Annotated in this window: 24 protein-coding genes and 1 pseudogene; 3 read left to right on the plus strand and 22 right to left on the minus strand. The window is 30.7% G+C overall.

The genetic code is table 11. The features are described 5' to 3' along the window. Nucleotides 1-22: 22 nt before the first annotated feature. Together BHW04_RS01530 and BHW04_RS01535 are read left to right on the plus strand one after the other, a co-directional pair. The gene (locus BHW04_RS01530; protein ID WP_022211753.1) at nt 23-781 is read left to right on the plus strand and encodes a threonine/serine exporter family protein; all 759 of its coding nucleotides are present in this window, start codon (nt 23-25) and stop codon (nt 779-781) included. A gap of 1 nt (nt 782) precedes the next feature. Continuing rightward, nucleotides 783-1241: a threonine/serine exporter family protein gene (locus tag BHW04_RS01535; RefSeq protein WP_022211752.1), complete on the plus strand. Its 459-nt coding sequence runs from the start codon at nt 783-785 to the stop codon at nt 1239-1241. 56 nt (nt 1242-1297) lie between these two features. Here the strand turns inward: BHW04_RS01535 and BHW04_RS01540 are convergent, their stop codons facing one another. The 14 genes and pseudogenes from BHW04_RS01540 to BHW04_RS01605 form a co-directional block, all read right to left on the minus strand. Then, nucleotides 1298-1564, minus strand: coding sequence for a metal-sensitive transcriptional regulator (locus BHW04_RS01540; RefSeq protein ID WP_022211751.1), 267 nt, complete (start codon nt 1562-1564; stop codon nt 1298-1300). Nucleotides 1565-1692: 128 nt separating this feature from the next. After that, on the minus strand, nt 1693-1836 hold the full coding sequence (locus tag BHW04_RS01545) for a hypothetical protein (RefSeq protein WP_022211750.1): 144 nt from the start codon (nt 1834-1836) through the stop codon (nt 1693-1695). A 121-nt stretch (nt 1837-1957) separates the two neighbouring features. Continuing rightward, nucleotides 1958-3742: an aspartate--tRNA ligase gene (gene aspS / locus BHW04_RS01550; protein ID WP_022211749.1), complete on the minus strand. Its 1785-nt coding sequence runs from the start codon at nt 3740-3742 to the stop codon at nt 1958-1960. Nucleotides 3743-3754: 12 nt separating this feature from the next. Continuing rightward, complete coding sequence (gene hisS, locus BHW04_RS01555) at nt 3755-5005, minus strand: histidine--tRNA ligase (RefSeq protein ID WP_022211748.1); 1251 nt, start codon at nt 5003-5005, stop codon at nt 3755-3757. A 69-nt stretch (nt 5006-5074) separates the two neighbouring features. Next, nucleotides 5075-6496 (minus strand): coproporphyrinogen III oxidase, encoded by a 1422-nt coding sequence (locus BHW04_RS01560; protein WP_302698616.1) that lies wholly within the window; start codon nt 6494-6496, stop codon nt 5075-5077. A gap of 14 nt (nt 6497-6510) precedes the next feature. Then, entirely contained in the window at nt 6511-7122 is a 612-nt protein-coding gene (locus BHW04_RS01565) for an MBL fold metallo-hydrolase (protein ID WP_302698618.1), read from the minus strand. A gap of 20 nt (nt 7123-7142) precedes the next feature. Beyond that, complete coding sequence (dtd, locus tag BHW04_RS01570) at nt 7143-7592, minus strand: D-aminoacyl-tRNA deacylase (RefSeq protein ID WP_302698620.1); 450 nt, start codon at nt 7590-7592, stop codon at nt 7143-7145. Nucleotides 7593-7604: 12 nt separating this feature from the next. Then, complete coding sequence (locus tag BHW04_RS01575) at nt 7605-9791, minus strand: RelA/SpoT family protein (RefSeq protein WP_302698621.1); 2187 nt, start codon at nt 9789-9791, stop codon at nt 7605-7607. A 112-nt stretch (nt 9792-9903) separates the two neighbouring features. Continuing rightward, nucleotides 9904-10422, minus strand: coding sequence for an adenine phosphoribosyltransferase (locus tag BHW04_RS01580; RefSeq protein WP_022211743.1), 519 nt, complete (start codon nt 10420-10422; stop codon nt 9904-9906). 41 nt (nt 10423-10463) lie between these two features. Further along, a pseudogene (locus tag BHW04_RS01585) lies at nt 10464-11317 on the minus strand (DHH family phosphoesterase). Between the two features lie 180 nt (nt 11318-11497). Next, nucleotides 11498-12370 (minus strand): protein translocase subunit SecF, encoded by an 873-nt coding sequence (gene secF / locus BHW04_RS01590; RefSeq protein WP_302652941.1) that lies wholly within the window; start codon nt 12368-12370, stop codon nt 11498-11500. Nucleotides 12371-12374: 4 nt separating this feature from the next. Further along, complete coding sequence (gene secD / locus BHW04_RS01595; protein ID WP_302698623.1) at nt 12375-13619, minus strand: protein translocase subunit SecD; 1245 nt, start codon at nt 13617-13619, stop codon at nt 12375-12377. A 232-nt stretch (nt 13620-13851) separates the two neighbouring features. Continuing rightward, nucleotides 13852-15942, minus strand: a complete 2091-nt coding sequence (locus BHW04_RS01600; protein WP_302698625.1) for a glutamine synthetase III family protein — start codon at nt 15940-15942, stop codon at nt 13852-13854. 246 nt (nt 15943-16188) lie between these two features. Continuing rightward, complete coding sequence (locus tag BHW04_RS01605; protein ID WP_302698627.1) at nt 16189-17142, minus strand: alpha/beta hydrolase; 954 nt, start codon at nt 17140-17142, stop codon at nt 16189-16191. Nucleotides 17143-17458: 316 nt separating this feature from the next. On the opposite strand from BHW04_RS01605, the gene BHW04_RS01610 reads away from it, so the two are divergent. Continuing rightward, nucleotides 17459-19132, plus strand: a complete 1674-nt coding sequence (locus BHW04_RS01610) for a ribonuclease J (RefSeq protein ID WP_302698628.1) — start codon at nt 17459-17461, stop codon at nt 19130-19132. 118 nt (nt 19133-19250) lie between these two features. Here the strand turns inward: BHW04_RS01610 and BHW04_RS01615 are convergent, their stop codons facing one another. The 8 genes from BHW04_RS01615 to BHW04_RS01645 form a co-directional block, all read right to left on the minus strand. Continuing rightward, nucleotides 19251-21449 (minus strand): DNA topoisomerase III, encoded by a 2199-nt coding sequence (locus BHW04_RS01615; protein ID WP_302698629.1) that lies wholly within the window; start codon nt 21447-21449, stop codon nt 19251-19253. 46 nt (nt 21450-21495) lie between these two features. Continuing rightward, nucleotides 21496-21642, minus strand: a complete 147-nt coding sequence (locus BHW04_RS01620; protein WP_302698631.1) for a hypothetical protein — start codon at nt 21640-21642, stop codon at nt 21496-21498. Between the two features lie 103 nt (nt 21643-21745). Then, nucleotides 21746-22282 (minus strand): hypothetical protein, encoded by a 537-nt coding sequence (locus BHW04_RS01625; protein WP_022211734.1) that lies wholly within the window; start codon nt 22280-22282, stop codon nt 21746-21748. Between the two features lie 61 nt (nt 22283-22343). Further along, a complete protein-coding gene (locus tag BHW04_RS01630; RefSeq protein ID WP_302631254.1) occupies nt 22344-24542 on the minus strand; it encodes an alpha-galactosidase in 2199 nt (732 codons plus the stop codon). Nucleotides 24543-24562: 20 nt separating this feature from the next. Then, nucleotides 24563-24850: a hypothetical protein gene (locus BHW04_RS12220; protein ID WP_022211732.1), complete on the minus strand. Its 288-nt coding sequence runs from the start codon at nt 24848-24850 to the stop codon at nt 24563-24565. Beyond that, nucleotides 24837-25124 (minus strand): hypothetical protein, encoded by a 288-nt coding sequence (locus tag BHW04_RS12225; protein WP_022211731.1) that lies wholly within the window; start codon nt 25122-25124, stop codon nt 24837-24839. The genes BHW04_RS12220 and BHW04_RS12225 overlap by 14 nt, the downstream gene beginning before the upstream one ends. Nucleotides 25125-25138: 14 nt before the next feature. Then, entirely contained in the window at nt 25139-25978 is an 840-nt protein-coding gene (locus BHW04_RS01640) for a carbohydrate ABC transporter permease (RefSeq protein ID WP_302698632.1), read from the minus strand. Then, nucleotides 25978-26841, minus strand: coding sequence for a carbohydrate ABC transporter permease (locus BHW04_RS01645; protein ID WP_366461205.1), 864 nt, complete (start codon nt 26839-26841; stop codon nt 25978-25980). Before BHW04_RS01645 ends, BHW04_RS01640 begins: the two co-directional genes overlap by 1 nt. Nucleotide 26842: the final 1 nt, after the last annotated feature.

Genomic DNA, 26842 nt, shown 5'->3' on the forward strand with positions numbered 1-26842 from the left:
AAAAACAATAGGAGATAAAACCATGAACGAAATTTTACAAGTTGCAACATTTGCAGGTCAAATTATTTTGGAAAGTGGCGGAGAAACTTATCGTGTAGAAGATACTATTTTGAGAATTTGCAAAACCTTTGGAGCGGAACAAGCAGAAAGCTTTGTTACTCCTACTGGAATAATGACCTCTATATTACATAAAGGAGAAATATACTCCTTAACTAAAAGAGTGGTCAGCAGAACAGTTGATTTGAACAAAATAGATAAGGTAAATGACTTGTCTAGAAATATTCTAAGTAGAAATCTAACTGTTGATCAATTTAAAGAAGAGCTCATAAAAATAAATGAAGGGGAAAGATATTCATCTATGGTGACATTATTCTTTTCGGCTTTTGGTGCTGGCTCATGTGCAATCCTTTTTGGTGGCACAATAAAAGATATGTTTTCAGCCTTTATTATAGGGCTATTAATTAGGCTTATTACTCTAAAAGGCAACGAACTTAGAATAAACTTTTTCTTTATTAATGTAATTTCAGGTGCCCTTACTGCCATTTTAGCAGTAATTCTACAAAAGCTTGGTCTTGCTAGTGGTATACATCAAACTATCATTGGCTCTATAATGCTTCTAGTGCCTGGTCTTGCCATTACTAATGCCATAAGGGATACTATAGCAGGTGATTTGGTTTCTGGCCTTACACGAGCAGCTGAAGCATTTTTCATTGCTATTTCTATTGCAGTAGGTACAGGTGCAGGTTTAAGTATTTGTATGAGAGTTCTAGGAGGTATTTAATATGTTATTACGTATGTCTTTTGTTTCATTTATAATAACCTTTGGTTTTGGAATACTTTTTAATATAAAAGGTAAAAAGCTTCTTTTTGCCGCCTTAGGAGGAGGACTAAGCTGGTATTGCTATTCCTTACCGCTATCACTAGGCCTAAGCGAAGTTTCCTCATTATTCATTTCAGCTTTAGTATTTAGTACATATAGCGAAGTTTTAGCTAGAATCTTTAAAACTCCGGTTACTTCTTTTGTAATTTGTGCGTTATTTCCGTTAGTTCCTGGAAGCGGCATGTACTATACAATGCTTGCTACCATTAATGGTGACCTACAAAATGCTGTTCATTTAGGAATAAATACCTTAGCTAATGCTGGTACTCTTGCTTTAGGTGTAATTTTTATATCCACCATTACTTCACTTATTTTCAGAGTTAAAAGAAATCATTCCAGTAAGCGCTTTAATCAGCAATAAGCATTAATGATTTAATAATATAAAATAATGATGAACTATATTTATATAATTCATCATTATTTTATAAATGTATTTATAGTTTTAACGAGCTTTTTTATTCTCGCTTCTTCAATACTATCTTTTTCAACACCCATACAATTATTTGCATAATGCTCTATCATCATACTACCAACTTTATTAATAGCAGATCTTATAGCTGAAATCTGAATAAGTATATCATCACAACAAGCATCCTTTTCTACCATACCTTGTATTCCCTTAACCTGCCCCTCAATTCTCTTAAGTCTGTTGGAAATATCTTTTCTATATTTATCATTATCCATTTTCTTTCACTCCTACACTTAACTATATAGGTTATATTGTATCATTTTTTATTAAATTTACAAATCAATAAAAAATCAATTAATAAATATAGCCCTAGATTTTCTAGGGCCATGGTCAAAAAAACATATTATTTTTTTTTAGTTAATTTCTTATATATTTTAGCATCGGTAATTAAATCTTTAAAGTCTTCTGCCATTTCAACTAATACATTACTTTTTTTCATGTTCTTCTTCATGGCTTTCTTCATCTTATTCATAGAATTGTTCTTCATTATAATCCCTCCTAAGTTTTAGCATAAAAAAGCTTATTAATATTTTTTGCAAATATATTATTTTTATGCTTAAGGATAAAATAAAGAAGCTATGCCTTTAAAGCAATAGCTCCGTTTAAAATTATTCTTCTTTTTTAGCGATTACTAATCCTAATTCTTCAATTTGCTTTTCATCAACTACGTTTGGTGCCTCACTTAAATAACAGAAGGCATTTTGGTTTTTAGGGAAAGCAATAACATCCTTAATATTTTCAGTTCCAGCTAAGAACATTATCATTCTATCTAAACCAAATGCTAATCCACCGTGTGGTGGTGCTCCAAATTTAAGTGCTTGTAATAAGAATCCAAATGATTCCCAAGCTCTTTCTTCAGTGAATCCTAATGCTTTAAGCATTCTTTCTTGGATGGCAGAATCATGAATTCTGATAGACCCTCCACCTAGTTCTTCACCATTTAATACTAAATCATAAGCTTTAGCTCTAACTCTAGCTGGATCAGATTCAACAAATTCTAAATCTTCATCCATTGGTGATGTAAATGGATGGTGACAAGCTTTAAATCTTTCTTCTTCTTCACTGTATTCAAAGAATGGGAATTCAGTAACCCAAGTAAAGTTAAATTCATTTTTATCTTTTATTAAATCAAATTGCTTAGCAAGTTCTAATCTTAATGCACCTAAACTTTGTAATACAACAGAATCTTTATCTGCAACGATGAATATTGCATCACCAGTTTCAGCTCCTATAGTTTTAACTATGTTTTCTGTTACCTCATCTGTTAAGAATTTAGCTAAAGAAGATTTAACTCCCTCTTCTTTTAATTGAATCCATGCAAGACCTTTTGCTCTATAAGTCTTAACAAATTCTCCTAATTTATCAATTGGTTTTCTTCCAAGTGATGCTCCACCTTTTAAGCATAATGCTCTAATAGAACCACCATTTTCTATAGCTGATTTAAACACTACAAAGTCCATATCTTTAACAGCTTCAGTAATATTTGTAATTTCCATACCAAATCTTAAATCTGGTTTATCACTACCGTATTTCTCCATAGCTTCATTAAATGTCATTCTCTTTATTGGTAATTGTACATCTACTCCTACTACTTCCTTAAATACTCTAGCAATTAAACCTTCATTTAATGCCATTACATCATCTTGCTCTACAAAGCTTAATTCCATATCTACTTGAGTAAATTCTGGTTGTCTGTTAGCTCTTAAATCTTCATCTCTAAAGCATTTAGCTATTTGATAATATCTATCAAAGCCAGACATCATCAATAATTGCTTATACAATTGTGGTGATTGTGGAAGTGCATAAAATTTTCCTTGATAGTTTCTTGATGGTACTAAATAATCTCTTGCACCTTCTGGTGTTGATTTTCCTAAAACTGGAGTTTCAACATCTAAGAAATTATTTTCTTCTAAATAATCTCTTATTACCTTAGTAGTTTTGCTTCTTATAGCAAATATTTTATGCATATCAGGCCTTCTAAGATCTAAATATCTATATTTCAATCTTATATTCTCTGCTGCATCTAAATCTTCTTTTATATATATAGGTGGAGTATCTGATTCTGAAAGAATTTTTATTTCTTCACATAATAACTCAACCATTCCTGTTGGCATATTTTCATTAGGAGATTGTCTCTTAACAACTTCTCCAGTAACAGCTATACAGTATTCTGGTCTAACGCTTTTAGCTTTTTCAAAGCTTTCAACATTTATTTCCTCACCAAAAACAATTTGCATTATTCCAGTTCTATCTCTAAGGTCTATAAATTCAAGACCTCCAAGCTTTCTATTTCTTTGAACCCATCCCATAAGAGTAATCTTACTTCCTATGTTTGCTTCTCTAGGTTCACCACACATCATAGTTCTTTTTAAGCCACCTAGTGCCTCACCCATTATAAACTCCTCCTAACTATTTAGTATTGCTACTATTTCTTCTATATTGTTTAAATTCACTTCAAACTGCTCACCATCACTCATTCTCTTAAGCTTTGCATTTCCAGTTTGAAGCTCATCATCACCTAAAACTACAGTAAACTTAGCTCCAATTTTATTAGCGTACTTCATTTCTGCCTTTAAGCTTCTTCCCATATGATTTATTTCAGTTTTTATACCTCTAGTTCTTAAAGTATTTGCCAGCTTAAATGATGCAAGCTTTCCTTCTTCTCCTCTAGCTCCTACATATAAATCATATAATCCTTCACTTGGAATTTCAATACCTTCATTTTTAAGTGTAAGTAGAAGTCTCTCTATTCCAAGACCAAAGCCTACTGCCGGCATTTCTGGACCACCAAGTTGCTCTATAAGTCTATCATATCTTCCTCCACCACAAACAGTAAAATCATCATTTAATATTTCAAAAATAGTCTTTGTATAGTAATCTAATCCTCTAACTATTCCTGGATCTACTGTATACGGTATATTTAATATATCTAAATATTTCTTAACTTCAGCAAAGTGACTATCACATTCTTCACACATATAATCTAATATTATCGGTGCATTTTTTGTAATTTCACCACAATTTTTGTTCTTACAGTCTAAAATTCTCATTGGATTTTTGTCAAATCTACTTTGACACAATCCACATAAATCATCATAGTTTTCTTCTAAGAATTTCTTTAATGCTTCATTATACTTAGGTCTACAGTTAGGACATCCTAAGTTATTTATGTTTAAGCTTAGGCTTTTTAAACCAAGGCTCTTTAAAAATTCCATGGCAAAAGCTATTACTTCAGCATCCATTGATGGCTCTTTAGAACCAAAAACTTCTGTTCCAAATTGGTGGAACTGTCTTAGTCTTCCCTTTTGCACATTTTCATATCTGAAGCATGGTATTGCATAATAAAGCTTTGTAGGCTGTGCCTCATTAAATAGTCTATTTTCAATAAATGCTCTTACTACTGGCGAAGTACCTTCTGGTTTTAAAGTAATACTTCTATTTCCTTTATCATTGAAAGTATACATTTCCTTTTGTACTATATCAGTTGTATCTCCTACACCTCTTAAAAATAAATCAGTATGCTCAAACATTGGCGTTCTGATTTCTCTCATCCCATAAAACTTTGCTATTTCTCTAAATTTATTTTCAACAAAATGCCATTTATACGCATCTTGTGGTAACATATCCTTGGTACCTTTTGGTGCTTGAACTTCCATTTACACTATTCCTCCTTTTATCATATCTACACACTGTGTATATGTTTTTGTCCATAAAAAATCCTCTTATTATTTATATAGGCTATCTAATAACTTAATTTTACCTTCAATCATTTCATCAATTCTACTAATATATTCTCTAAGATCCTTTGCATTACCAAACCTTTCAATTCTATCTTCTTTTAAAAATACAGCTTTAGTAACAGCATCTGCTCCTAGTGCTATGATTGTTTGTTTATCTTCAATCATTTGAATATTATAAATACATTCCTTTCCCTTTTTAGAATACCCTAAATTCTCCATGTTACCTATCATATTTTTTTGTCTATACATATAATATGGCTTTAATCCTAGCTCTGAAGCTAAAATTCTACTTTCTTCATACATATCTGCCAGTTCCTTTTGCTTTTTCACTTGGATACCCTTTTTAAGTATGAAGTTTTCATAAAGAATTGATGCTCTTTTTAATGATAGTCCATGTACTGTAAGACTATCTGGATGAAGCTTAAGTATTTCATCCTTAGTATGCTTAACTTCTTTGATACCTTCTCCTGGAAGTCCTATAATCATATCCATATTTATATCATCAAAGCCCATTTCTCTAGCCATATTGAACTTCTCAATAACACTAGCAGAGTCATGTCCTCTTCCAATCATCTTTAATGTATCGTCATTCATTGTTTGAGGATTAATGCTTATTCTTGTAACATTAAATTTTTTCATTGTTAAAAGTTTTTCTCTTGTTATACTATCAGGTCTTCCACATTCCACAGTAAATTCCACAAGTTTCTTATCTTTCACAAAAGCATCATAAACTTCTGACATTATTTCTTCAAACTCATCATTATTTACTGCAGTAGGAGTACCTCCACCAAAGTATACTGATTCAATTGCTAACCCTTTAAGATTAACATATTCTTTCATTGCTCTTATTTCTTTTGTAAGCGCTTCTAGATATGGATTTACCATCTTTTTGTTGCCCATTATTGGGTTAGCTGCAAACGAACAATAGAAGCATCTTGTAGGGCAAAATGCCATCCCAACATAAATAGCTATTTTCTTTTCATCTTTATTTACGAAACTTTCCTCAGCTTTAGCCACTTCAATACATAGCTCTGCTTTTTCTCTTGCTGCTAAATGTTTTTCCTTGAAAATATCTATTATTTCTTCATTGCTTTTTCCTTCATTTAAGTATTTTAAAGCAATTTTAGATGGCCTAATTCCTACAAGTATTCCCCAAGGATATTCTTCGCCTGTAATATCCTTTAAAGATTCAAATACTACCCTTTTAATATCTTCTTTTATATTTTCACCAATTAATCTTTCCTTATAGTATTCCTTAAAAGCAAAAACTATTTTATTTTCTTCAATATTAATTATATATTCACCATCTTCCACAAATTTCAGCTCATCTAAGGCAAAATATATATTAAACATTTGATAAACATCATATCTATATTTATGGTCATTTAACGCTATTTTAATTTCCATTTCTTCTCCTTTGTTTAAAACAAATCATCTTGTAAAAAAGGGTTTCTCATTGCTTCATACATTAAAGTTGAACTTGGTCCATGTCCTGGATATATATTTATTTTTTTATCAAGTACCATAAGCTTTTCATTTATACTATTAATAAGCTCAGTATGGTTTCCTCCATAAAAATCACTTCTTCCAACAGCTCCTTGGAACAATGTATCACCAGTAAATAATTCATTATCTATTAGGAAGCACATCCCTCCTAAAGTGTGTCCTGGAGTGTGGATACATTTGATTTTCAATCCTGCAATTGCCAATTCATCTCCATCTTTTATAAAATCATAACACTCTGGTAATTTACCAAACACAGTATTATCATTTTGCATACAAAGGATTTCCTTTTCATTTATATAAACAGGCACATTGAATTTATTTTTTAAATCAACAACTGCCCCTACGTGGTCTGCATGACCATGAGTTAATAAGATCGCTTTTAAGCTACAACCTAGTCTTTCTATATTGGCAATAAGTTTATCTCCTTCATCACCTGGATCAACAGCAACAGCTTCATTTACTTCTTCATTTATTATTATATAGCAATTCTCCTGAAGCATCCCTACAGGAAAAGTCTTAATTATCATACAAAACACCATCCCTTTTGCTAAAAGTTCTTTTTGCTATCTAATAGTATAGTAACAGGTCCATCATTTTGAATGTCAACTTTCATATCAGCTCCAAAAATTCCTGTTTCAACTTTTATACCATATTCTTTAAGCATTAAAATAAATTTATCATATAATTTTTTTGATTCTTCTCCACTTAAAGCAGCCATAAAATTAGGTCTTCTACCTTTTCTACAGTCTCCATATAAGGTAAATTGTGAAATCACAAGCATTTCTCCACCAATATCCATTAAAGATTTATTCATCTTAAAGTTTTCATCTTCAAAAATCCTTAAATTTATTATTTTATCTTTGATATATTTTAAATCTCCTTCATTGTCATCACAGCTTATTCCAATAAGCACATTGATTCCCTTATTAATAGATCCTACAATTTTTCCGTCCACCACTACTTTAGAACTTGTAACTCTTTGTACTACTGCTCTCATATTTTTCTTCCTTTAATTATTTACTCTATATACATCAATAACGCCTTTAAGATGTCTTATCTTTCTCATAAGATTCTTTAAAATATCTACTGAATCTATTTTAACTTTTATATTAACATATGCTATTCTACCTTTAGCTGATTTTGCATTTACAGCATTAAGTTGAAGATTAAGCTCTGATATTACTCCCATTATATCAGTAAGTAATTCACCTATATCCTCAGCCTTAACTTGTATTTCAGCAATATAAGCTCTTCCATTTGAACTGCCCCAAGAAACATCGACTACTTTAGCTCCATCTTCCATAATCAAGCTTTTTAAATTTCCACAATCTGCTCTATGTACAGAAACCCCTCTTCCCTTGGTAATATACCCCATTATATCATCACCTGGAACTGGATTACAGCATTTCGCAAATCTTATCATTATATTGTCAACACCTTTTACGGTAATTCCTACTGTATTATCAACAGTTTTTCTTTTTGCCTTAAAAATATTTTCCTCAATAATTTTGTTTGTATTTTCCTCAATAACCTTTTCATCTTTACTTTTATTTTCATCTTTTAGCTTCCATATAAAAGACGATGCTGAAATTGCTCCAAGACCTATCAAAGCATATAAGTCATCAATACAATTAATATTATTTCTCTTAACAAACTTTTCATAAGTTTCCCCTTTTGCAATATCTGCAAAATGAACACCTTGTTTCTTAAGTTCTTTTTCAAATACTTCTTTTCCTTTACTGATGTTTTCTTCCTTCTTAGACTTTTTAAACCAAGATCTTATCTTACTTTTAGCCTGATTACTTTTAGCAATATTAAGCCAATCTATATTAGGGCCTTTTGCATTATTTGATGTTAATACTTCAACAATTTCTCCAGTTTTAAGCTTATAATCTAAAGGTACTATTTTACCATTAACTTTTGCCCCTACACATTTATTACCTATATCAGTATGTATTCTATAAGCAAAATCAATTGGTGTTGCTCCATTTGGCAAATCAATAACTACACCTTTTGGAGTAAATAAAAAGATTTCATCAGTAAATAAATCTATTTTAAACCCTTCAATAAATTCCTCTGCATCTGCTGTTTCTTTTTGGAATTCAAGCATATCTCTAAGCCATACTAGCTTGCTTTCAAAGTTCTTTTCCTTAGTTTCACTATTGTTATCGCCTTCTTTATATTTCCAGTGTGCAGCAATACCATATTCTGCTGTTCTATGCATTTCAAAAGTTCTTATTTGAATTTCAAATGTCTTTCCTTGTGGACCAATTACTGTTGTATGAAGTGATTGATACATATTAGGTTTAGGCATTGCTATATAATCCTTAAATCTTCCTGGAATAGGCTTATAAATTGTATGGACTATACCTAAGACTTCATAACAATCTTTCACAGTGTTTACAAGAACTCTTATGGCTGTCAAATCAAATATTTGCTCTATGCTCTTATTTTTATTGACCATTTTCTTATATATACTGAAAAAGTGCTTTGGTCTACCATCAATATCTGAGTCAATTCCAGCTTCTTCAAGCTTATTATACATCTCTTCGATAATATTTTTAATGTATATTTCTCTTTCTGCTCTTTTTTCTGCAACTTGCTTAACTAAGTCATAATATTCTTCTTCATGAATGTATCTAAAAGATAAATCTTCTAGTTCCCACTTAATCTTAGAAATCCCTAGTCTGTGTGCAAGTGGTGCATAAATATCTAACGTTTCCATAGCAGTTTTCTTTTGTTTTTCTTTTTTCCTATACTTAAGTGTTCGCATATTATGTAGTCTATCAGCCAATTTGATTATTATTACTCTAATATCATCAGCCATAGCAAGAAGCATCTTTCTAAAATTATCTGCTTGCTGTTCTTCTTTAGACTTATATTCCATCTTAGTTATTTTAGTTACTCCACTAACTAAATTAGCTACTTCTTCACCAAATATTTTTTTTATATCATCATAAGTATATTCAGTGTCTTCGATAACATCATGTAAAAGCCCTGCTACAATAGTACTTGTATCCATTCCTAATTCTGCCAAAATAGTAGCAACTTCTATTGGATGTATTATGTATGGCTCACCAGAATCTCTCTTTTGTTCCTTATGGGCTTCAAAAGCTAAATTAAAAGCTTTATTTACCATATCCATATTAATATTTACACAGTTTTCTTTAATTTTTTTTACTAACATCTCTAACATTAAGATTTATCTCCTTAAGATAAATTTATTACTCTAAAGTCAATGGCTGGTTAACTAACCAGCCATTTTTTTATTAATATTATATATTATAATTCATTTATTTTCAATAAAATTACACATCATATTGTACTAATGACATAATTTCATAACCTTCTAATTTATCTCTACCTCTTAATTCAGTAAGTTCAATAGCAAAATCTAGTGCTACAACTTCAGCCCCTACTTTTTCAACAAGCTTAGCAACTGCATCAACAGTTCCTCCTGTAGCTAATAAATCATCAACTATAGCTACCCTTTGCCCTTTTTTTATAGCATCTTTATGAATTTCTAAGACGTCAACACCATATTCTAATGAATAATCCACAGAAACTGTTTCTGCTGGTAATTTTCCTTTCTTTCTTACAGGAACAAATCCTACACCTAAAGCATATGCTACAGGCACTCCAAAGATAAACCCTCTAGCTTCTGGTCCTAATATTACATCTACATTTTTATCTCTTAAATGTTCTGCTATTCTATCTATTGATTCTTTAAATGCTTCTCCATCAGCTACTAAAGTAGTAATATCCTTAAAACTTATTCCTTCTTTAGGAAACCCTTCAATGACTCTTATCTTTTCTTTAAGATCCATATAATCTTCCTCCAATATCACTAATATTTATATATACATAATTATATATTCTCTCTGGATTTATTTAAATACTTTGTAATTTGTTGTGCTCGTTCCTTTTTATTTGTTATTAATAATTCAATTATAATACGAGCATTATCCATCATTGTAACTACATTTATTGTTGGTGTAATTACATCCGTTATCTTACAAATAAATTCATCATCTATTTCAACAGTATCATATGCATCCATTATTGCTCTTAACCCATAGTTATTGGTATTTATTAAAAATTTCTTTCCTTCTTTTAATATTACACCATTTTCACCCTTCAATGGTACATTAGCCCATTTTTCTCCAATCAAAATCAAATCTAAATACTTATTTATACTTTTTATATTATAATAAATTGCAATAGCCTGCATTAATTTGAATGTTAGTCCACTTATAGATAAATTTTTATATCTATATTGACATCCTTTTTGACATGGATTTATATATATGTATTCTTTATCAGTATTTATATTTTTATTCTCAATTGAAATAATATCAATTCCAAGATTTTTACATATTCTTCTTCTTCTTTTGAATTTAAATCTATTCCTAAATTTATAAGTAGCTCTCCACCTAAAAAATGAACATTATTCACTATATCTTGACAATTGATTTTTGAATTTCCCGAAGAATCATCATGGACTACATATTCAATATCTGCATTTAAATATTTCAAAACCAGTATAAGGGATGAAATAGCACATAATCCATCTACATTCGGTATCCCATATAAAACAATTTTTTCTCTAGTATTTATTGCTGATACCATTCGTTCAATTGCTCTATTCATATCTTTAAGTAAAAAGGGATTATATCCACTTATGTAATTTGGACTATATATACTTTCCCAAAACTTACGCATGACAAACTCCTCCACAATATTTAAGAAAACAGTTATATTATAATGTATATTAATGAACTTTACAAATGTTTTATATAAAAAAATAATTTTTTCCCAACTTTCTTACTTATATACTATTTATCTACTATTTTCGCAATAAAAGCAGCCATTCATTTGAACGACTGCTTTTTGTAAATTACCTTAAGTTACTTTTGCTGCATTATGCTTATTCTTTTTTTCCTTAATTAATACCCATAATGGTGATGCTATAAATATTGATGAATATGCTCCTACTGCAATACCAATAAATAATGGGAAAGCAAATTCTCTTACACTTGGCACAAATACATTTACAGCACCAATTATCACCAATGTTGTTAAAGATGTATTAATTGATCTAGATAAAGTTTGATTAATACTCTTATCAGCTATTTCAGTGTAGTTTGATCTTCTCATACTTTTTGAGTTTTCTCTTATTCTATCAAATACAACAATTGTATCATTGATTGAATAACCTACAATTGTAAGCATCGCTGCAATAAATGGAGTATTTACATTTATATCGAAAACTAAATATACAGTTAGTGTTACAAGAACGTCATGTAATAAAGCGATGATTGCTGCAACACCAAAAGCAAGTTGGAATCTTATAGCTATATAAATAAGCATTGCTATACATGATATTCCAACTGCAATTAATGATTTTCTAGTAAGTTCCTTACCAACAGCACCCCCTATTTGATTTTGCTCTACCAATGCTGTATCATCAAGTTCAAAAGTTTCTTTAATTTCTTTTAAAAGTTCCGAAGTTGTTGTTTCATCTAATGCTGTTGATTTTATTTCATACTGAGTATTATTAACAATTTTACAAGATGCGGATGAATCATATTTTTTTATGATTTCATCCAGTGCTGCTGTATCAAGCTTTTCCCCAAGCTCTATCTGTAGCTTAGTTCCTCCTTTAAAATCTATTCCAAAATTTAACCCTCTAGTGAATAATAAAACTAATCCTAATAATATTACTGTAAGGGATATTGAAAACCATATTTTCTTCTTTTCTACAATTTTTATCATTTTCTTACCCCCTCTTTACTCTAAAGTGAGCTGGAGTTTTTAACAATCCCATGTTAACTCCTAATTTCATTAATGTCTTTGTTACAACTAACGCTGTAAACATACTTACCACTATACCAATCATTAATGTCACTGCAAATCCTTTTACAGTTCCAGTTCCCATATAGTAAAGAACTAAACCAGCTATTATAGTAGTGATATTTGAATCCAAAATTGAAGATAATGCATTATGGAATCCTTTATCAACTGCTGTTTTTACTGATAATCCCTTCTTTAATTCTTCTCTTATTCTTTCAAATATAAGTACATTAGCGTCTACTGCCATACCAACTGTAAGCAAGAATGCTGCAATTCCTGGTAATGTAAGTGCAACACCATTTTCTGCAAATATTAAAAGCACTAATGTTGTATACAAAGTTAATGCCATTGAAGCAATAATTCCTGGAACTCTATAGTATACAATCATGAATATAAAGATAATTGCTATACCAATAACCCCTGCTTTAATAGCATTAGGTAAAGCTTCTTCCCCCAATTGAGCTCCAACATTACTAATTGATGCCACTTCTATACTTACTGGTAATGCTCCAGCATTGATTAAACTTGCTAATGTTTTAGCTTCTTCAACATTTGAGCTACCAGATATTATAGCTTCACCATCTGTTATTGCACTTTGAACTTTTGGTTTTGATATTAATTCATCATCCATATAAATACTTATTGTTTTACCAATATTTGCAGCTGTTGCTTGTGCAAATTTATTTTTTCCTTCTGCATTAAGCTTTAATGATACTACTGGTTTATTAGTTTGGTTATCCATAACTACACTTGCACTTTCAATATCTGAACCGCTTATAACAACATTTCCATCTGAATCTTTAAATGTTAATTCCCCAGTAGCAGATAAACTGTCAACTAATTGTTTAGAATCATATTTTCCTGGAATTTCCACTCTTATTCTGTTGCTTCCTTCTGTGATAACTGTAGTTTCGGCAACACCTAATTTATTAACTCTTAAGTCAATTAATTCACGAGTTTTTTCTAAATCTTCTGCACTAACATTTTCATTTTTTATTTCCATTAGGACAGATACTCCACCTTGTAAGTCTAGTCCTTTAGTGATACTTTTTTCAAAATTTTTAACTTCCCATCCACCTATTTCAAAACCTTTAAAACCTGCAAATGCTAAAAAGATTATAACAATAAAGGATAGTATAAACAGTATTGTACTTCTGCCTTTTGTTTTCATGTTCTTCCCCCTCTGTTGGTTTCATATCATTATTCATTATATTATGTATATCTTATAATATCAAGCAACATTAATATCTTATGGTATTTTTAGACATTCTATTCTATAATATTTTAATTTTTTTAAATTTTATTACAGAATATAAAATTCCATCATCTATAGTTATATCAAATATATCTATACCAATGATGGAATTCATAAAAATTTCAGATAAATTCTATCTACGTTTTAACTAAATGCTGAATAATAAATCTGTATAAGTTGGTAAAGGCCAATACTCTTTTCCTACTACTGTTTCAAGAGCATCAATATCCTCTCTTAAATCATCCATTGCTACAACAACTTCAGACTTATAAGCATATGCTTGTTCATAACTTTCTTCAATACCTTCAACCTTAATAAGAACATTTTCAAGGACTTTTACCTTTTCATCGACACTATTTGTCAAAATACATATTTTTTCTAAAAGTTCATCTTGACAATTTAATCTAAGTGATAATCCAGTAGATTTCATTTCATTAATTCCTTTAGCTAGTTTTCCTGCAAAATTTATTACTGCTGGTAATATCTCTCTCTTAATCATTTGAAGCATAGTCAATGCTTCAATATTAATTGTCTTACTATAGTTTTCTAAAATTATTTCATATCTTGAATGAACCTCTTCCCTTGTAAGCACCTTGTGTTTTTCTAATACTTCAATATTTTTTTTGTCTAACAATGACTTTATTGCTTCAACTGTTGTTGTTATATTAGGAAGTCCTCTTTTTGCCGCTTCTTCAATCCAGTCCTCAGAATATCCATTGCCATTAAAGATAATTCTTTTATGCTTCTTAACAGTTTCAATAATTATGTCATTAACTTCAGATTCTATATCATGTGCTCTTTCAAGCCTATCAGCAAATTCTGAAAGTACTTCCGCCACTATAGTATTAAGAATAAAGTTTGGACCAGCTATTGAACCTGATGATGGGCACATTCTAAATTCAAATTTATTTCCTGTAAAGGCAAAAGGAGAAGTCCTATTTCTATCTGTTGCATCTTTAGGAAGAACTGGTAAAGTTGCTACCCCAATTCTTAACTTTTTATTTGTTGTTACTGCAAGCTCGTCCCCATTTTCAATTTGCTCTAGTATATTAGTAAGTTGCTCCCCTAAGAACATAGACACTATTGCTGGTGGTGCTTCATTAGCTCCAAGTCTATGATCATTACCTGCATTAGCTGCTGAAGCTCTTAAAAGTGGAGCATATTCATCAACTGCCTTAATTACAGCCACTAAAAATAACAAGAATTGTTCATTTGCTTCCGGTGACTTTCCTGGCTCTAAAAGATTTATTCCATCATCTGTAGCCATAGACCAGTTATTATGCTTTCCTGAACCATTAACCCCTGCAAAAGGTTTTTCATGTAAAAGACATACAAAACCATGTCTTAATGCTACCTTCTTCATTACTTCCATTGTAAGTTGGTTATGATCTGTTGCTATATTAGTAGTAGTAAATACAGGAGCCAATTCATGTTGTGCTGGTGCAACCTCATTATGCTTAGTCTTAGCATATATCCCAAGCTTCCAAAGTTCTTCATCAACTTCTTTCATATAGTTTGAAACTCTTTCTTTAATAGTTCCAAAATAATGATCTTCTAGTTCTTGACCCTTTGGAGCTTTAGCACCAAATAAAGTTCTCCCGGTTAAAATTAAATCTTTTCTTTGATCATATAATTTTTTATCTATTAAGAAATACTCTTGTTCTGGTCCCACTGTAGTAATAACTCTTTTGGTGTTTGTATTGCCTAACGCTCTAAGTACTCTTACCGCTTGCTTTGAAATAGCTTCCATAGACCTTAAAAGCGGAGTTTTCTTATCTAATGCTTCACCGTTATAAGAACAGAAAGCTGTTGGAATACAAAGTGTATCATCTTTTACAAAAGCAGGAGATGTACAATCCCATGCAGTATATCCCCTTGCTTCAAATGTAGCTCTCAAACCACCAGAAGGAAATGAAGATGCATCAGGCTCACCTTTAATCAGTTCTTTACCTGAAAACTCTAAAATAACTTCTCCATTACCTGTTGGATTAATAAATGCATCATGCTTTTCTGCTGTAATTCCAGTCATTGGTTGAAACCAATGAGTAAAGTGTGTTGCTCCCTTTTCAATTGCCCAATCTTTCATTGCTGAAGCTACAACCTCTGCCACTGATAGCTCTAATTCTTTGCCTTCTTCAATAGTCTTTTTTAGCGCTTTATAAGTAGCCTTTGGTAAACATTCCTTCATTACAGAATCATTAAATACATTTGAACCAAATATTTCATTTAATCTACTCATTACAGACCTCCATCAAACAAAAAAGGCGTCCTCAAATATTTTAGATATCTATCTCAAAACAAGATACCTAAACATTTGAAAACGCCGTTGTCTTCTAAAATTTTATTCATTTATATTATACTAATATAATATATCTTTATTTTATTAATGTCAATGTATATTATAATTTTTTTATTATAAAAATAATTTTTTCATAAAAGTATACACAATTATTTTTACACCTTAATTATAACAACTTAACTTTAACTATTCTACATATTTTTCTAAGAAATCAACTATACTTGTCCAATACAATTCTGGATTAGTAGAAGAAGCTTTTGCATGTGCTGCACCTTCTATTACAACCTTTTCCTTTTCAGCATTACACGCCTCATATAATTCTTCCTGCATTTCAAAAGGTACAAAGCTATCACTATCTCCATGAATAAATAGTGTTGGAGTCACTGATTTCTTTACTTGCTTAATTGCTGAAGCATCGCTAATAAAATACCCTGCTCTTATCTTACATATAATATTTGCAATATTCATCATTGGAAATTCTGGTAAATTAAACAATACTTTTAACTGATAGGCAAATTGATCCCAAGCTGACGTATATCCACAATCTTCTACAACCGCTTTTACATTTGAAGGAAGCTCTTCTCCTGAAACCATCATCACTGTTGCTGCTCCCATTGAAACACCAAACAGTACTATTTCTGCTTTGCTATCTTCAGCAATTATATAATCTATAAGATTCATGATATCATTTCTATCATCCCACCCCATACCTATATAATCTCCTTCACTTTCTCCATGTCCTCTTAAGTCTGGAATCATTACATTATATCCCATATTATAAAATTTCTCTGCATAAAAAGCCATACCAACTCCATTAGATGTATATCCGTGTACTGGTATAACCCACTTATTACTGGTATATTTATTAATAATCTTATAATTATGAAGCTTTAGTCCATCATCTGACGTGATATATACATCACTATATCCACTCTCATCCTCCAGCCAATTTTTTGTTTCTTCAGTAACATCACCACTAGTTTCTTCTTGTGCCACATCATTTTTTGATGAATTAAAAACCATATCTTTCGAAACACTAGGGTTCACAGCAAGATTATATAAATAGTTGCCACCTATTCCTAAAATTAAAGCACAAAGTAATGCTAATATAACAATAATAACCATAATTATTTTCTTCATCCTTATTTCTCCTTATCAGTATATTGTAAAACCTAAACAATGATTACCTTCATAAAAGTAATTATGACTATTATATATTAAAATTTATTTATTTCATAGTTAATTTTATGTTATACTTACAATCAACCTCATTTATCAAAAATTTTTTCCATAGAATAAAAAAAAGAATATAATTAAGTTGATATTATTTTAAGTTAATAAAATTTTATTGATTAATTAGAAACCATTATATATAATTAAACTACTAATTATAATATGGAAAAATTATAAATTTTAATAATAATTATTATAAATTGCGTTAAGAATTGGAGATTATATGAGAACTAAAAAAAGCAAAGTAAAATTAATTCCGTTAGGCGGATTATGCGAAATCGGGAAAAATATCACTGCAATTGAATATGAAGATGAAATAATTGTAATTGATTGCGGTCTTTCTTTCCCGGACAATGAGATGTACGGAATAGACTTAGTAATTCCAGATATATCTTATCTTTTAGAAAATAGAGAAAAGGTTAAAGGTATCTTTATAACACATGGTCATGAAGACCATATAGGTGCTCTTCCATATATATTAAAGGAAATTAATGTTCCAGTTTATGCAAGTAAATTCACTTTAAGCCTTATCGAAAGCAAGCTAATTGAATTTAATATGGTATCAAGCTGCTCATTAAACGAAATTACCTTAAAGGAACCTATAAAGACAGAGCACTTTGCCTGTGAATTCATCAGAACATGTCACAGTATAGCTGATTCATGTTCACTAGCAATAACAACTCCTCAAGGCGTAATCTTCCATACTGGTGATTTCAAAATAGATTATACACCTGTAGATGGAGAAGTTATCGACTTACAACGTATATCTGAAATAGGTAAGAGACGAGTTCTTTTATTAATGGCTGATAGTACAAATGCTACAAGAGAAGGCTTTACTATATCTGAAACTATAATTGGACAAAATCTTACAAGATTATTTAGAAATGCTAAAGGAAGAGTAATAGTTGCTACTTTCTCATCTAACGTACATAGAGTTCAACAGGTAATTAATTCTTCTATAACATACGGAAGAAAAGTTGCATTTAGTGGTAGAAGTATGGAGAAGATTTCACAAATTGCCATGGATTTAGGATACTTAAAAGTTCCTAAAAATACTATTATAAAACTTGATGATATACATAAGTATCCTGATAACAAGGTTACTATTATCACTACAGGAAGCCAAGGAGAACCAATGTCTGCCTTATCAAGAATAGCATCAGGTAGCCATAAAAATATAGGTTTAAAAGAAGGAGATTATATAATTATTTCTGCTTCTCCTATTCCTGGAAATAAAAAACTTATTACAAAACTTATTGATATATTAATAAGCAAAGGTGCAGAAGTTATCTATGATGCCATGGAAGAAGTCCATGTATCTGGTCATGCATGTAGAGAAGAATTAAAACTTATTCATTCTCTGATAAAACCAAAATATTTTGTTCCTGTACACGGTGAATATAGACATCTTAAAGAACATGCTGAATTGGCAAAATCTTTAGGTATGGACGAAAAAAATATTTTCCTCTTAGATAATGGTGATGTTCTTGAACTTACAGGTAAAAAAGCTGTAAAAGCAAAATCTATTCATACTGGAACTGTTTATGTTGATGGCAGTGGTGTTGGAGATGTAGGAAATATCGTATTAAGAGATAGAAAAGTCTTATCTCAAGATGGTATCCTTACTGCTGTTCTAGCAATAGATAAGGAATCAAAAGAAATCATTTCAGGACCTGACATAATTTCCAGAGGATTTGTCTATGTAAAAGACTCTAATGATTTATTGAGTGAAGCTACTACGTTAATAGAACGTGAAGTAGAAAACTGTCTAGCTAATGATATTGTAGATTGGTATTCAATTAAATCTAAGATTAAAAATTCACTTGGACAATTCCTATATACAAAAACTAAAAGAAAACCTATGATAATTCCTGTAATTGTGGAAAAAGAACAATAAAACAAATAAGTCATATCAAAATAAATTTTGATATGACTTATTTGTTATTAGATTATAATTATATTTATTTCTATTAGCGATTTCAGTTAATAAATATATATATAATAATTTATTTTTGTTACTTGTTATCAAATTTCATATTTCCAAGTAAAGCTGCAAATGGATTATCCTCCATTGCTTCCTTTTCTGCTTCTTTTTTCATTTTTGCCATGATTCTTTGAGTCTCTCTTTTATCTACTTTTCCTTTTTTATCAAATCTCTTTTCAAAAGAAGAAGCTTTTTCTCTAAAGTTACAATTAACTCCCGTACAAACGTATATTTTTCCTTCACCTTGTCCTCTAATTTCTAATTTTTTCTTACATTCAGGACATCTTGCATTAGTAGTTCTAGATACACTTTCTCTATAACCACATTCTCGATCTTGGCAAACGTTCATTGTACCGTTTTTACCCTTAACTTCTAAAAGGTATTTTCCACAGTTAGGACATTTTTTACCAGTCTTATTGTCGTGAACAAACTTAGAATTTGTTGATTTTACATCTTCAACTAAAGCTACAGAGTAATTTTTCATATCTTTAATAAATCCATGATCATTTCTCTTACCTTTAGCTATTTCATCAAGCTGTTTTTCCCATTTAGCTGTTAAAAGTGGTGATTTTAAATCTGCTGGTACAAGCTCTATAAGTTGTTTTCCTTTTGATGTTGGTATTATATCTTTACCTTTCTTTTCTATAACAAAAGAGTTAAATAACTTTTCAATAATATCAGCTCTTGTGGCAACTGTTCCTAGTCCACCTGTTTCACCTAATGTCTTAGCTGCCTCTTTTCCTACATTTATATATTTATGAGGATTTTCCATAGCTGATAAAAGTGTAGCCTCCGTAAATCTTGCCGGCGGTTTAGTTTGCCCAGTCTTTAATTCTACCTTAGTTAAATTAACTTTATCACCTTTATTAACTTGTGGAAGTACCTGTTCTTTAATATCCTCTTCGCTATTATCCTCCTCTAAATGATCATATAGCTTTTTCCATCCCTTTGATTTAACAACTTTACCTTTAGCTATTAGCTTTTCACCTGATACATTAGCTTCAATGGTAGTTTGCACATATTCAAATGGTGGCAGCATTACACTTAAGAATCTCTTAACTACTAAATCATAGATTTTTCTTTCTTCTGAAGAAAGTAGTGCTAAATTAGGTTTTTGTTCTGTAGGAATAATTGCATGGTGATCGCTTACCTTAGAATTATCTACAAATCCCTTATGACCATTTATCTTAGTTTTAAGTAGTGTATCAGCTGTTGCTCTATATTCTCCAATGGCAATAGCCTTTAATCTATCTGGAATGGTTGCAACTATATCAGTAGTAATATATCTTGAATCAGTTCTTGGATAAGTTAATATCTTGTAATTTTCATAAAGCCTTTGCATTATGCTTAAGGTTTGCTTTGCTGAGTATCCCCAAATCTTATTAGCATCTCTTTGTAGCTCAGTTAAATCATATAAAGCTGGCGCGTATTTCTTTTTATTAGCTTCTGCTATATTTACAATTTTCCCTTCAGCACTTCTTAGCTTACTTTCAATTTTCTTGGCAAATTCTTCATCAAATATTCTTGAGTTATTATCCTTATTAACCCATGATAATTTATATCCATTGGCATTAGCCCCTAAAGTATAATATGTTTTAGGCTTAAAACTTCTAATTTCCTCTTCTCTATTTACTATCATGGCAAGTGTTGGAGATTGAACTCTACCTGCTGATAATTGAGCATTATGCTTACAAGTTAAAGCCCTAGTCACATTTAAACCTACTAACCAATCTGCCTCTGCTCTACAAACAGCTGCTTTATATAGATTGTCATAGTCTCTACCAGGCCTTAAGTTTTTAAAACCATCTAAGATAGCTTTGTCAGTTTGTGATGAAATCCATAATCTTTTAAGTGGCTTATTAACTGCTGCCTTTTTAATAATCCATCTAGCTACAAGCTCTCCTTCTCTTCCTGCATCTGTGGCAATAACTATTTCACTAACATCGCTTCTATTCATAAGCTTTTTAACTTCATTATACTGCTTAGCAGTTTTTTTAAGTACGGTAAGCTTCATATGCTTTGGTAGCATTGGCAGTGTTTCCATCTTCCATTCTTTATATTTATTATCATACCCTTCTGGATCCATAAGTCCAACTAAGTGTCCCATTGCCCAAGTAATTATATACTTGTTTCCTTCTATATATGAACCTTTATTTTGATTACATTTTAAAACTCTTGCTAAATCTCTTCCTACTGAAGGTTTTTCAGCTAAAACTAATATTTTACTCATATATTTACCTCTTCGTTACAGTTTTTATTTATTATATCATATTTTATCAATTAGAATCATCAATTAGAACTTTACTAGTAGTATTTATGTAATTAACAATTTCCTTCATGGTTTCATTCATAAATTCATTGTCTATGTATTTTGCTATTTCATTTTTAATTTCTTTTCTTAAAGTACATTTATTTGAACCCATCTCCATATCACATCCTTTATCATTTAACCTTATTATATATTATAAATTATGTTCTGTTATAAACCATATAAAAGACAGCAGTATTTCTACTGCTGCTTCTTATTTATCCATGAAAATACCCTGTTCTTGCATTTACTGTAACATAAGGTACTTCTTTTCCATCCTTTATAACATATGCAGTGTACAAGTCACCTTCTAAATATTCTACTTTACTTATTTTTTCTCCATAAGTACTATTGATTTCTTTCTCAAACATTTCCTGCCAATTATCTGCTATAGGTGCATTAGCTGTTATATATGCTGCAACCCCACTTACATCTTCAACTTCACCTCCATTGGCCACAAACTGTTTATATAAACTATCTATATCAACAGCATTTAAAAATGTAGAACTCCATTTAATCTTAGTTGCTTCTGAACCACTTTGCTCATTAAAGATATAATTTTTTACTTTCTCACTCATTTCTTCATCTAATACAAGTTCAGTGCTTTCCTCAGGCTGAGTATTTTTTATAACTTCACCTCCAGTTGTCTCATTTACTTCTGGAGTAAATCTCTCTTTATCCTTTGAATTACCACACGTACATGTAATCATCATTGCTGCACATAGTATTAAAGATAAAATTGTTTTCTTTTTCATATCCTCATCTCTTTTTTATTACTATGAATATATTATTTTTTATTTACTATTCTTATTCCAATTATTTTTCTTCATAATTGGCTAGTTTTTCAAAGAAAAGTTCAAAAGCAGCATCATCACCTGTAGTACGTGGTATAAGAATTCCACCAGTCATCAGTGCCATGCCTGAATATATTTCACCGGTACCTTTAAGTTTATATTTTGCTAAAGCATCTACGCCCATAAGCTTAATTTTATCTCTCACCATATTAGCTACAGCTCTAAAAACAACTCCTTGCACTAAAACATTGCCATTAGTATTATCATTCCACTGCCATGCTGCTATTCTACTATTATGAGGATTAGTCAAACGATAATAATCTCCATTGTGAATTAATAATTGATACTGACGATACTTTTTAACTTGCTCTTTCATAGTCTCTTTTTCTTCTTCAGTTAAAGTGCTTAAGTCTAACTCATAACCAAAACTACCTGCCATAGCAACTATTCCTCTTGTATCAAGGGAAGTTATTCTGCCAGTTTGATGATTTGGTACTGCTGACACATGCGATCCCACTGTAGAAATTGGATAAAAGAAACTTGTTCCATACTGGATAAAAGTTCTTTCATGAGCATCGGTATTATCACTACACCATATCTGTGGAGAATAATATAGCATTCCGGCATCAAATCTTCCCCCACCACCACTGCATCCTTCAAAAAGAATATGTGGGAAGTCAGTTATTAATCTTTCCAACAGTTCATATAAGCCAAGTATATATCTGTGAGGCTGCTCACCTTGTCTACTGCTTGGTAAACAAGTACTATACCAATCACTAATACTTCTATTCATATCCCATTTTACATATTCAATATTATTGTTTTTTAATATATCACTAATAGAATTATATAAATATTCAATTACCTCTGGATTTGACATATCAAGAACCAATTGATATCTACTTCTCATAGGATTTCTTCCTGGTATCTTAATGGCCCATTCCGGATGTTCTCTATATAAATTACTATCTTCTGAAACCATTTCTGGCTCAAACCAAATACCAAATTTCATTCCTAAATCATTAATTTTAGAAATTAAAGTAGCTAAACCACCTTTAATCTTGTTTTCATTGACATACCAATCACCTAGGCCTGAATTGTCTGAATCTCGTTTACCAAACCATCCGTCATCTAAAACAAACATATCAATACCAATTTTTGAAGCTTCTTTAGCAATATCCAATATTTTCTTTTCATCAAAATCAAAATAAGTTGCTTCCCAGTTATTAATTAAGATTGGTCTTTGAGATAACTGATATTTTCCTCTGCATACATTATGTCTAATTATCTTATGGAATTGCTGTGATAATTTAGCTGTTCCTTCCATTGAACAAGATAATATCACTTCTGGTGTATTAAATCTTTCACTGGCATTTAACTTCCAAGAAAATGTTTCAGGATTTATCCCCATTACAACACGAACTTGCTTTAATTGATCTTTTTCAATTTGTGTTTGGAAACCACCACTATACATTAAGGCTGCTCCTACACAAAATCCACTTGTTTCTGTACATTCTTTTTCACATAAAAGAATAGTTGGATTTTGCTGATGGCTTGATGTTCCCCTGCTACTACTGAATTCTTCAATGCCATGAATTAGCTCACATCTTTCCATTTGACGTTCCATAGCATGTCTTCCATGGAAATGAATGCTTTGCCAGTTTCCCTCTGGTAAATCAAGGCATAAACTATGAGCCTTATTTATGGTAATTGGTGTAGTTCCATTATTGATTATTACCGTACTTCTTGTAATAATATCCTTCTTTGGTAGAACTCCATACATTAATATTACTTCAATATTAGTAGCTGTATCTTCCATCACTATTTCTAAAGTTTCGGCCTCTTCTTCCGTTGCATATACAGCTGGTAAACCATCAATATTATATTTTCCTCTACTTATTTTATGCCCACTGTATCTTAAATCTAACGCCCTACTACCATCATCATGGGTCACAGTAATAGCTGGTATACGAAAATCCCCAACACCGCTAGTTGAATATTCCTGTGGTAATGTATTTAGTGAATAAGTTCTTTGATTTTCTGCTTCATATATATTGCCAGAGAAACCCACATCTGGATAATCTAATAAATAATCCATAGAACATTCAGTTTTTGCACCATACCAAAGATGGGTTAATACGCCATACTTATCTACCTTCATTTGATATGACGTATGCTCTGTTTCAATTTGAAATAATCTATTCTCTATTTTAATAGCCATATATCTTTCTCCCTTACTACTTATTGAATTTCAAATTCATAGTTCATTAAATCTGCTACAAGTACAATTTTATCAGCATTATAAGATCTAGTAATTCTCATTTTTGAGCCTTCACACTGAATCTTAATATCTCCATCTAAATTAAAGGCTGGATGATTGTTTCTTAATTCCATTAATTCTTTTAACTTTCTTACAACAGGTCTCTCTTGCTCAACTTCTATTTCTTCTAACGAATAATAATGTCTATTAATATCACGTCCATTTTTTGTTCTTTCCATAAGCTCTAAATCATTTTCACCAGCTAACATTCCCACATAATATATTTGTGGAATCCCTGGTGCAAAAAAAATAATAGTCTTTTCCAATTTTTTCAATATCATTATAATTTCCAAATGCTTCATCAACTTTATCATAACACATTGGTGCAAAACCTCTATCTGCCGAAGAAGGAAAGAAAGGAAGAATGTGTACTCCTCCCACTGCTTCTTTATAATACTTATCTAATACCGTGTGCAAATCCTTTAAATTTTTTCCTAAGCTATCAGCATAAGTTATCAACATAATTTCATTTTTAAGTTTCATATATTACTTCTCCTTTATCCTTTTACTGCACCATTAGCAACTCCATTTAAAATTTGTTTTTGACAAATTATATAGAAAATTAAAATTGGAATTAAGGCTAATATATATGATGCAAATGCTAAATTATAATTTGTACCAAATTGTGTTTGGAAATTTAATTGTGCTAATGGAAGAGTATTTTCGCCTGTCCCTGACATAATAACTAATGGAGTCATCACATCATTCCATGTTCCAAGAGCTGTTAATATTGCTACTGTTGCATGCATAGGCATCATCATTGGAAAAATAACTTTCCAATAAGTTTTCCAAGTAGTAGCTCCATCTATTTCCGCTGCTTCTTCAAGAGCTGTAGGAATATTCTTCATATATCCTGAATAAAGCAATATATTCATTGGCATATAAAATACTAAATAAAGAATAATAACGCCAGCACGATTTCCTAAATGCATTTGAGCTGTTTGTTTTACGAGAGGCATCATTAAGATTGAAAAAGGAACAAACATACCACTTACTATATAAAAATATGTTAATTTATACCCCTTTTTCTTATTCATACTTCTTCCTATAACATATCCAGCAATACTGTGAATTAATATTGCCAAGATAATAGTTACAACTGTAATCAGAAGACTGTTGAATAAAGAGTGCCAAAAATCTGTTACTTCCATGGCCTTACTAAAGTTACTAAAACTAAATTTTTCAGGAAGTGTTAGCGAACCTGCCACATCATTAGTCATTTCACTAGGTTTCTTAAAAGCAATAATCAATGCCATATATAAAGGGAAGAATACTGTTATAGTTCCTAAAATAAGTACACCGGTTAATAGCCAGTTTGTCTTTCCTATCTTTTTCATTATAGTTGCTCCTCCTTTTTATTTAATACAGTCATTTGAAATAGTGATATACCCACAATAATTAAAAAGAATATCACTGCATTGGCACTTTGGAATCCAAATTGCCCACCTGACATACCATTTTGATAAATCAAATAAGATATAGATTCGGTGCTCTGTGCTGGTCCACCTTTTGTTAAAGACATAATTTGATCAAAGACCATCAGCATATTTTTTGTGCTAAGCACTAAATTTATTGTTACAAAAGGCATTATTAAAGGAAAAGTAACCTTCCAAAATTGTTGCCATTTGTTTACTCCATCTAACATAGATGCTTCATATACCTCCTCAGGTACTGTTTGTAAACCTGAAATATAAATTATTGTATTCATTGCTACAGCCTGCCATACTCCTACAACTATTACTGCAATCCATGCATATTTTTCACTTGCTAAAATACTATTCTGTAGCCATGAAATATTAAATGTATCTCCTACTGCAGGCAATATATAAGTAAAAAAGAAACTAAATATATATCCAACTACAAGTCCCCCTAAAATATTAGGTACAAAATATATTCCTCTTAACGCACTTTTAAAACGAATTTGTGCATTTAATGCTAAGGCCATAATAATACTTAAAACATTTACAAGAACTGTTCCTACTAAGGCATACTTAAAAGTAAATAAATAACTTTTTCCTACTCTGACATCTGAAAATAAATCTATATAATTTCTAAATCCTACAAACTGGTAAGAACCATATCCCTTATAATTTGTCAAACTATATATAAATCCCTTAATCATCGGTAATGTATTAAATATAAAGAAAAGGATTACAACAGGTATAATAATTGCTAAGAATGTTTTTTCTTTATTTGTCATT

The sequence above is a fragment of the Clostridium sp. 29_15 genome (genome assembly GCF_001916075.1).
Taxonomy (GTDB): Bacteria; Bacillota; Clostridia; order Clostridiales; family Clostridiaceae; genus Clostridium; species Clostridium lentum.

What these genes read in the sequence shown, in the direction of transcription:
- BHW04_RS01530 (WP_022211753.1), top strand. Translation starts at nt 23, where the DNA reads ATGAACGAAATTTTACAAGTTGCAACATTTGCAGGTCAAATTATTTTG.
- BHW04_RS01535 (WP_022211752.1), top strand. Translation starts at nt 783, where the DNA reads ATGTTATTACGTATGTCTTTTGTTTCATTTATAATAACCTTTGGTTTT.
- BHW04_RS01540 (WP_022211751.1), bottom strand. Translation starts at nt 1,564, where the DNA reads ATGGATAATGATAAATATAGAAAAGATATTTCCAACAGACTTAAGAGA.
- BHW04_RS01545 (WP_022211750.1), bottom strand. Translation starts at nt 1,836, where the DNA reads ATGAAGAACAATTCTATGAATAAGATGAAGAAAGCCATGAAGAAGAAC.
- aspS (WP_022211749.1), bottom strand. Translation starts at nt 3,742, where the DNA reads ATGGGTGAGGCACTAGGTGGCTTAAAAAGAACTATGATGTGTGGTGAA.
- hisS (WP_022211748.1), bottom strand. Translation starts at nt 5,005, where the DNA reads ATGGAAGTTCAAGCACCAAAAGGTACCAAGGATATGTTACCACAAGAT.
- BHW04_RS01560 (WP_302698616.1), bottom strand. Translation starts at nt 6,496, where the DNA reads ATGGAAATTAAAATAGCGTTAAATGACCATAAATATAGATATGATGTT.
- BHW04_RS01565 (WP_302698618.1), bottom strand. Translation starts at nt 7,122, where the DNA reads ATGATAATTAAGACTTTTCCTGTAGGGATGCTTCAGGAGAATTGCTAT.
- dtd (WP_302698620.1), bottom strand. Translation starts at nt 7,592, where the DNA reads ATGAGAGCAGTAGTACAAAGAGTTACAAGTTCTAAAGTAGTGGTGGAC.
- BHW04_RS01575 (WP_302698621.1), bottom strand. Translation starts at nt 9,791, where the DNA reads ATGTTAGAGATGTTAGTAAAAAAAATTAAAGAAAACTGTGTAAATATT.
- BHW04_RS01580 (WP_022211743.1), bottom strand. Translation starts at nt 10,422, where the DNA reads ATGGATCTTAAAGAAAAGATAAGAGTCATTGAAGGGTTTCCTAAAGAA.
- secF (WP_302652941.1), bottom strand. Translation starts at nt 12,370, where the DNA reads ATGATAAAAATTGTAGAAAAGAAGAAAATATGGTTTTCAATATCCCTT.
- secD (WP_302698623.1), bottom strand. Translation starts at nt 13,619, where the DNA reads ATGAAAACAAAAGGCAGAAGTACAATACTGTTTATACTATCCTTTATT.
- BHW04_RS01600 (WP_302698625.1), bottom strand. Translation starts at nt 15,942, where the DNA reads ATGAGTAGATTAAATGAAATATTTGGTTCAAATGTATTTAATGATTCT.
- BHW04_RS01605 (WP_302698627.1), bottom strand. Translation starts at nt 17,142, where the DNA reads ATGAAGAAAATAATTATGGTTATTATTGTTATATTAGCATTACTTTGT.
- BHW04_RS01610 (WP_302698628.1), top strand. Translation starts at nt 17,459, where the DNA reads ATGAGAACTAAAAAAAGCAAAGTAAAATTAATTCCGTTAGGCGGATTA.
- BHW04_RS01615 (WP_302698629.1), bottom strand. Translation starts at nt 21,449, where the DNA reads ATGAGTAAAATATTAGTTTTAGCTGAAAAACCTTCAGTAGGAAGAGAT.
- BHW04_RS01620 (WP_302698631.1), bottom strand. Translation starts at nt 21,642, where the DNA reads ATGGGTTCAAATAAATGTACTTTAAGAAAAGAAATTAAAAATGAAATA.
- BHW04_RS01625 (WP_022211734.1), bottom strand. Translation starts at nt 22,282, where the DNA reads ATGAAAAAGAAAACAATTTTATCTTTAATACTATGTGCAGCAATGATG.
- BHW04_RS01630 (WP_302631254.1), bottom strand. Translation starts at nt 24,542, where the DNA reads ATGGCTATTAAAATAGAGAATAGATTATTTCAAATTGAAACAGAGCAT.
- BHW04_RS12220 (WP_022211732.1), bottom strand. Translation starts at nt 24,850, where the DNA reads ATGTTAGCTGGTGAAAATGATTTAGAGCTTATGGAAAGAACAAAAAAT.
- BHW04_RS12225 (WP_022211731.1), bottom strand. Translation starts at nt 25,124, where the DNA reads ATGAAACTTAAAAATGAAATTATGTTGATAACTTATGCTGATAGCTTA.
- BHW04_RS01640 (WP_302698632.1), bottom strand. Translation starts at nt 25,978, where the DNA reads ATGAAAAAGATAGGAAAGACAAACTGGCTATTAACCGGTGTACTTATT.
- BHW04_RS01645 (WP_366461205.1), bottom strand. Translation starts at nt 26,841, where the DNA reads ATGACAAATAAAGAAAAAACATTCTTAGCAATTATTATACCTGTTGTA.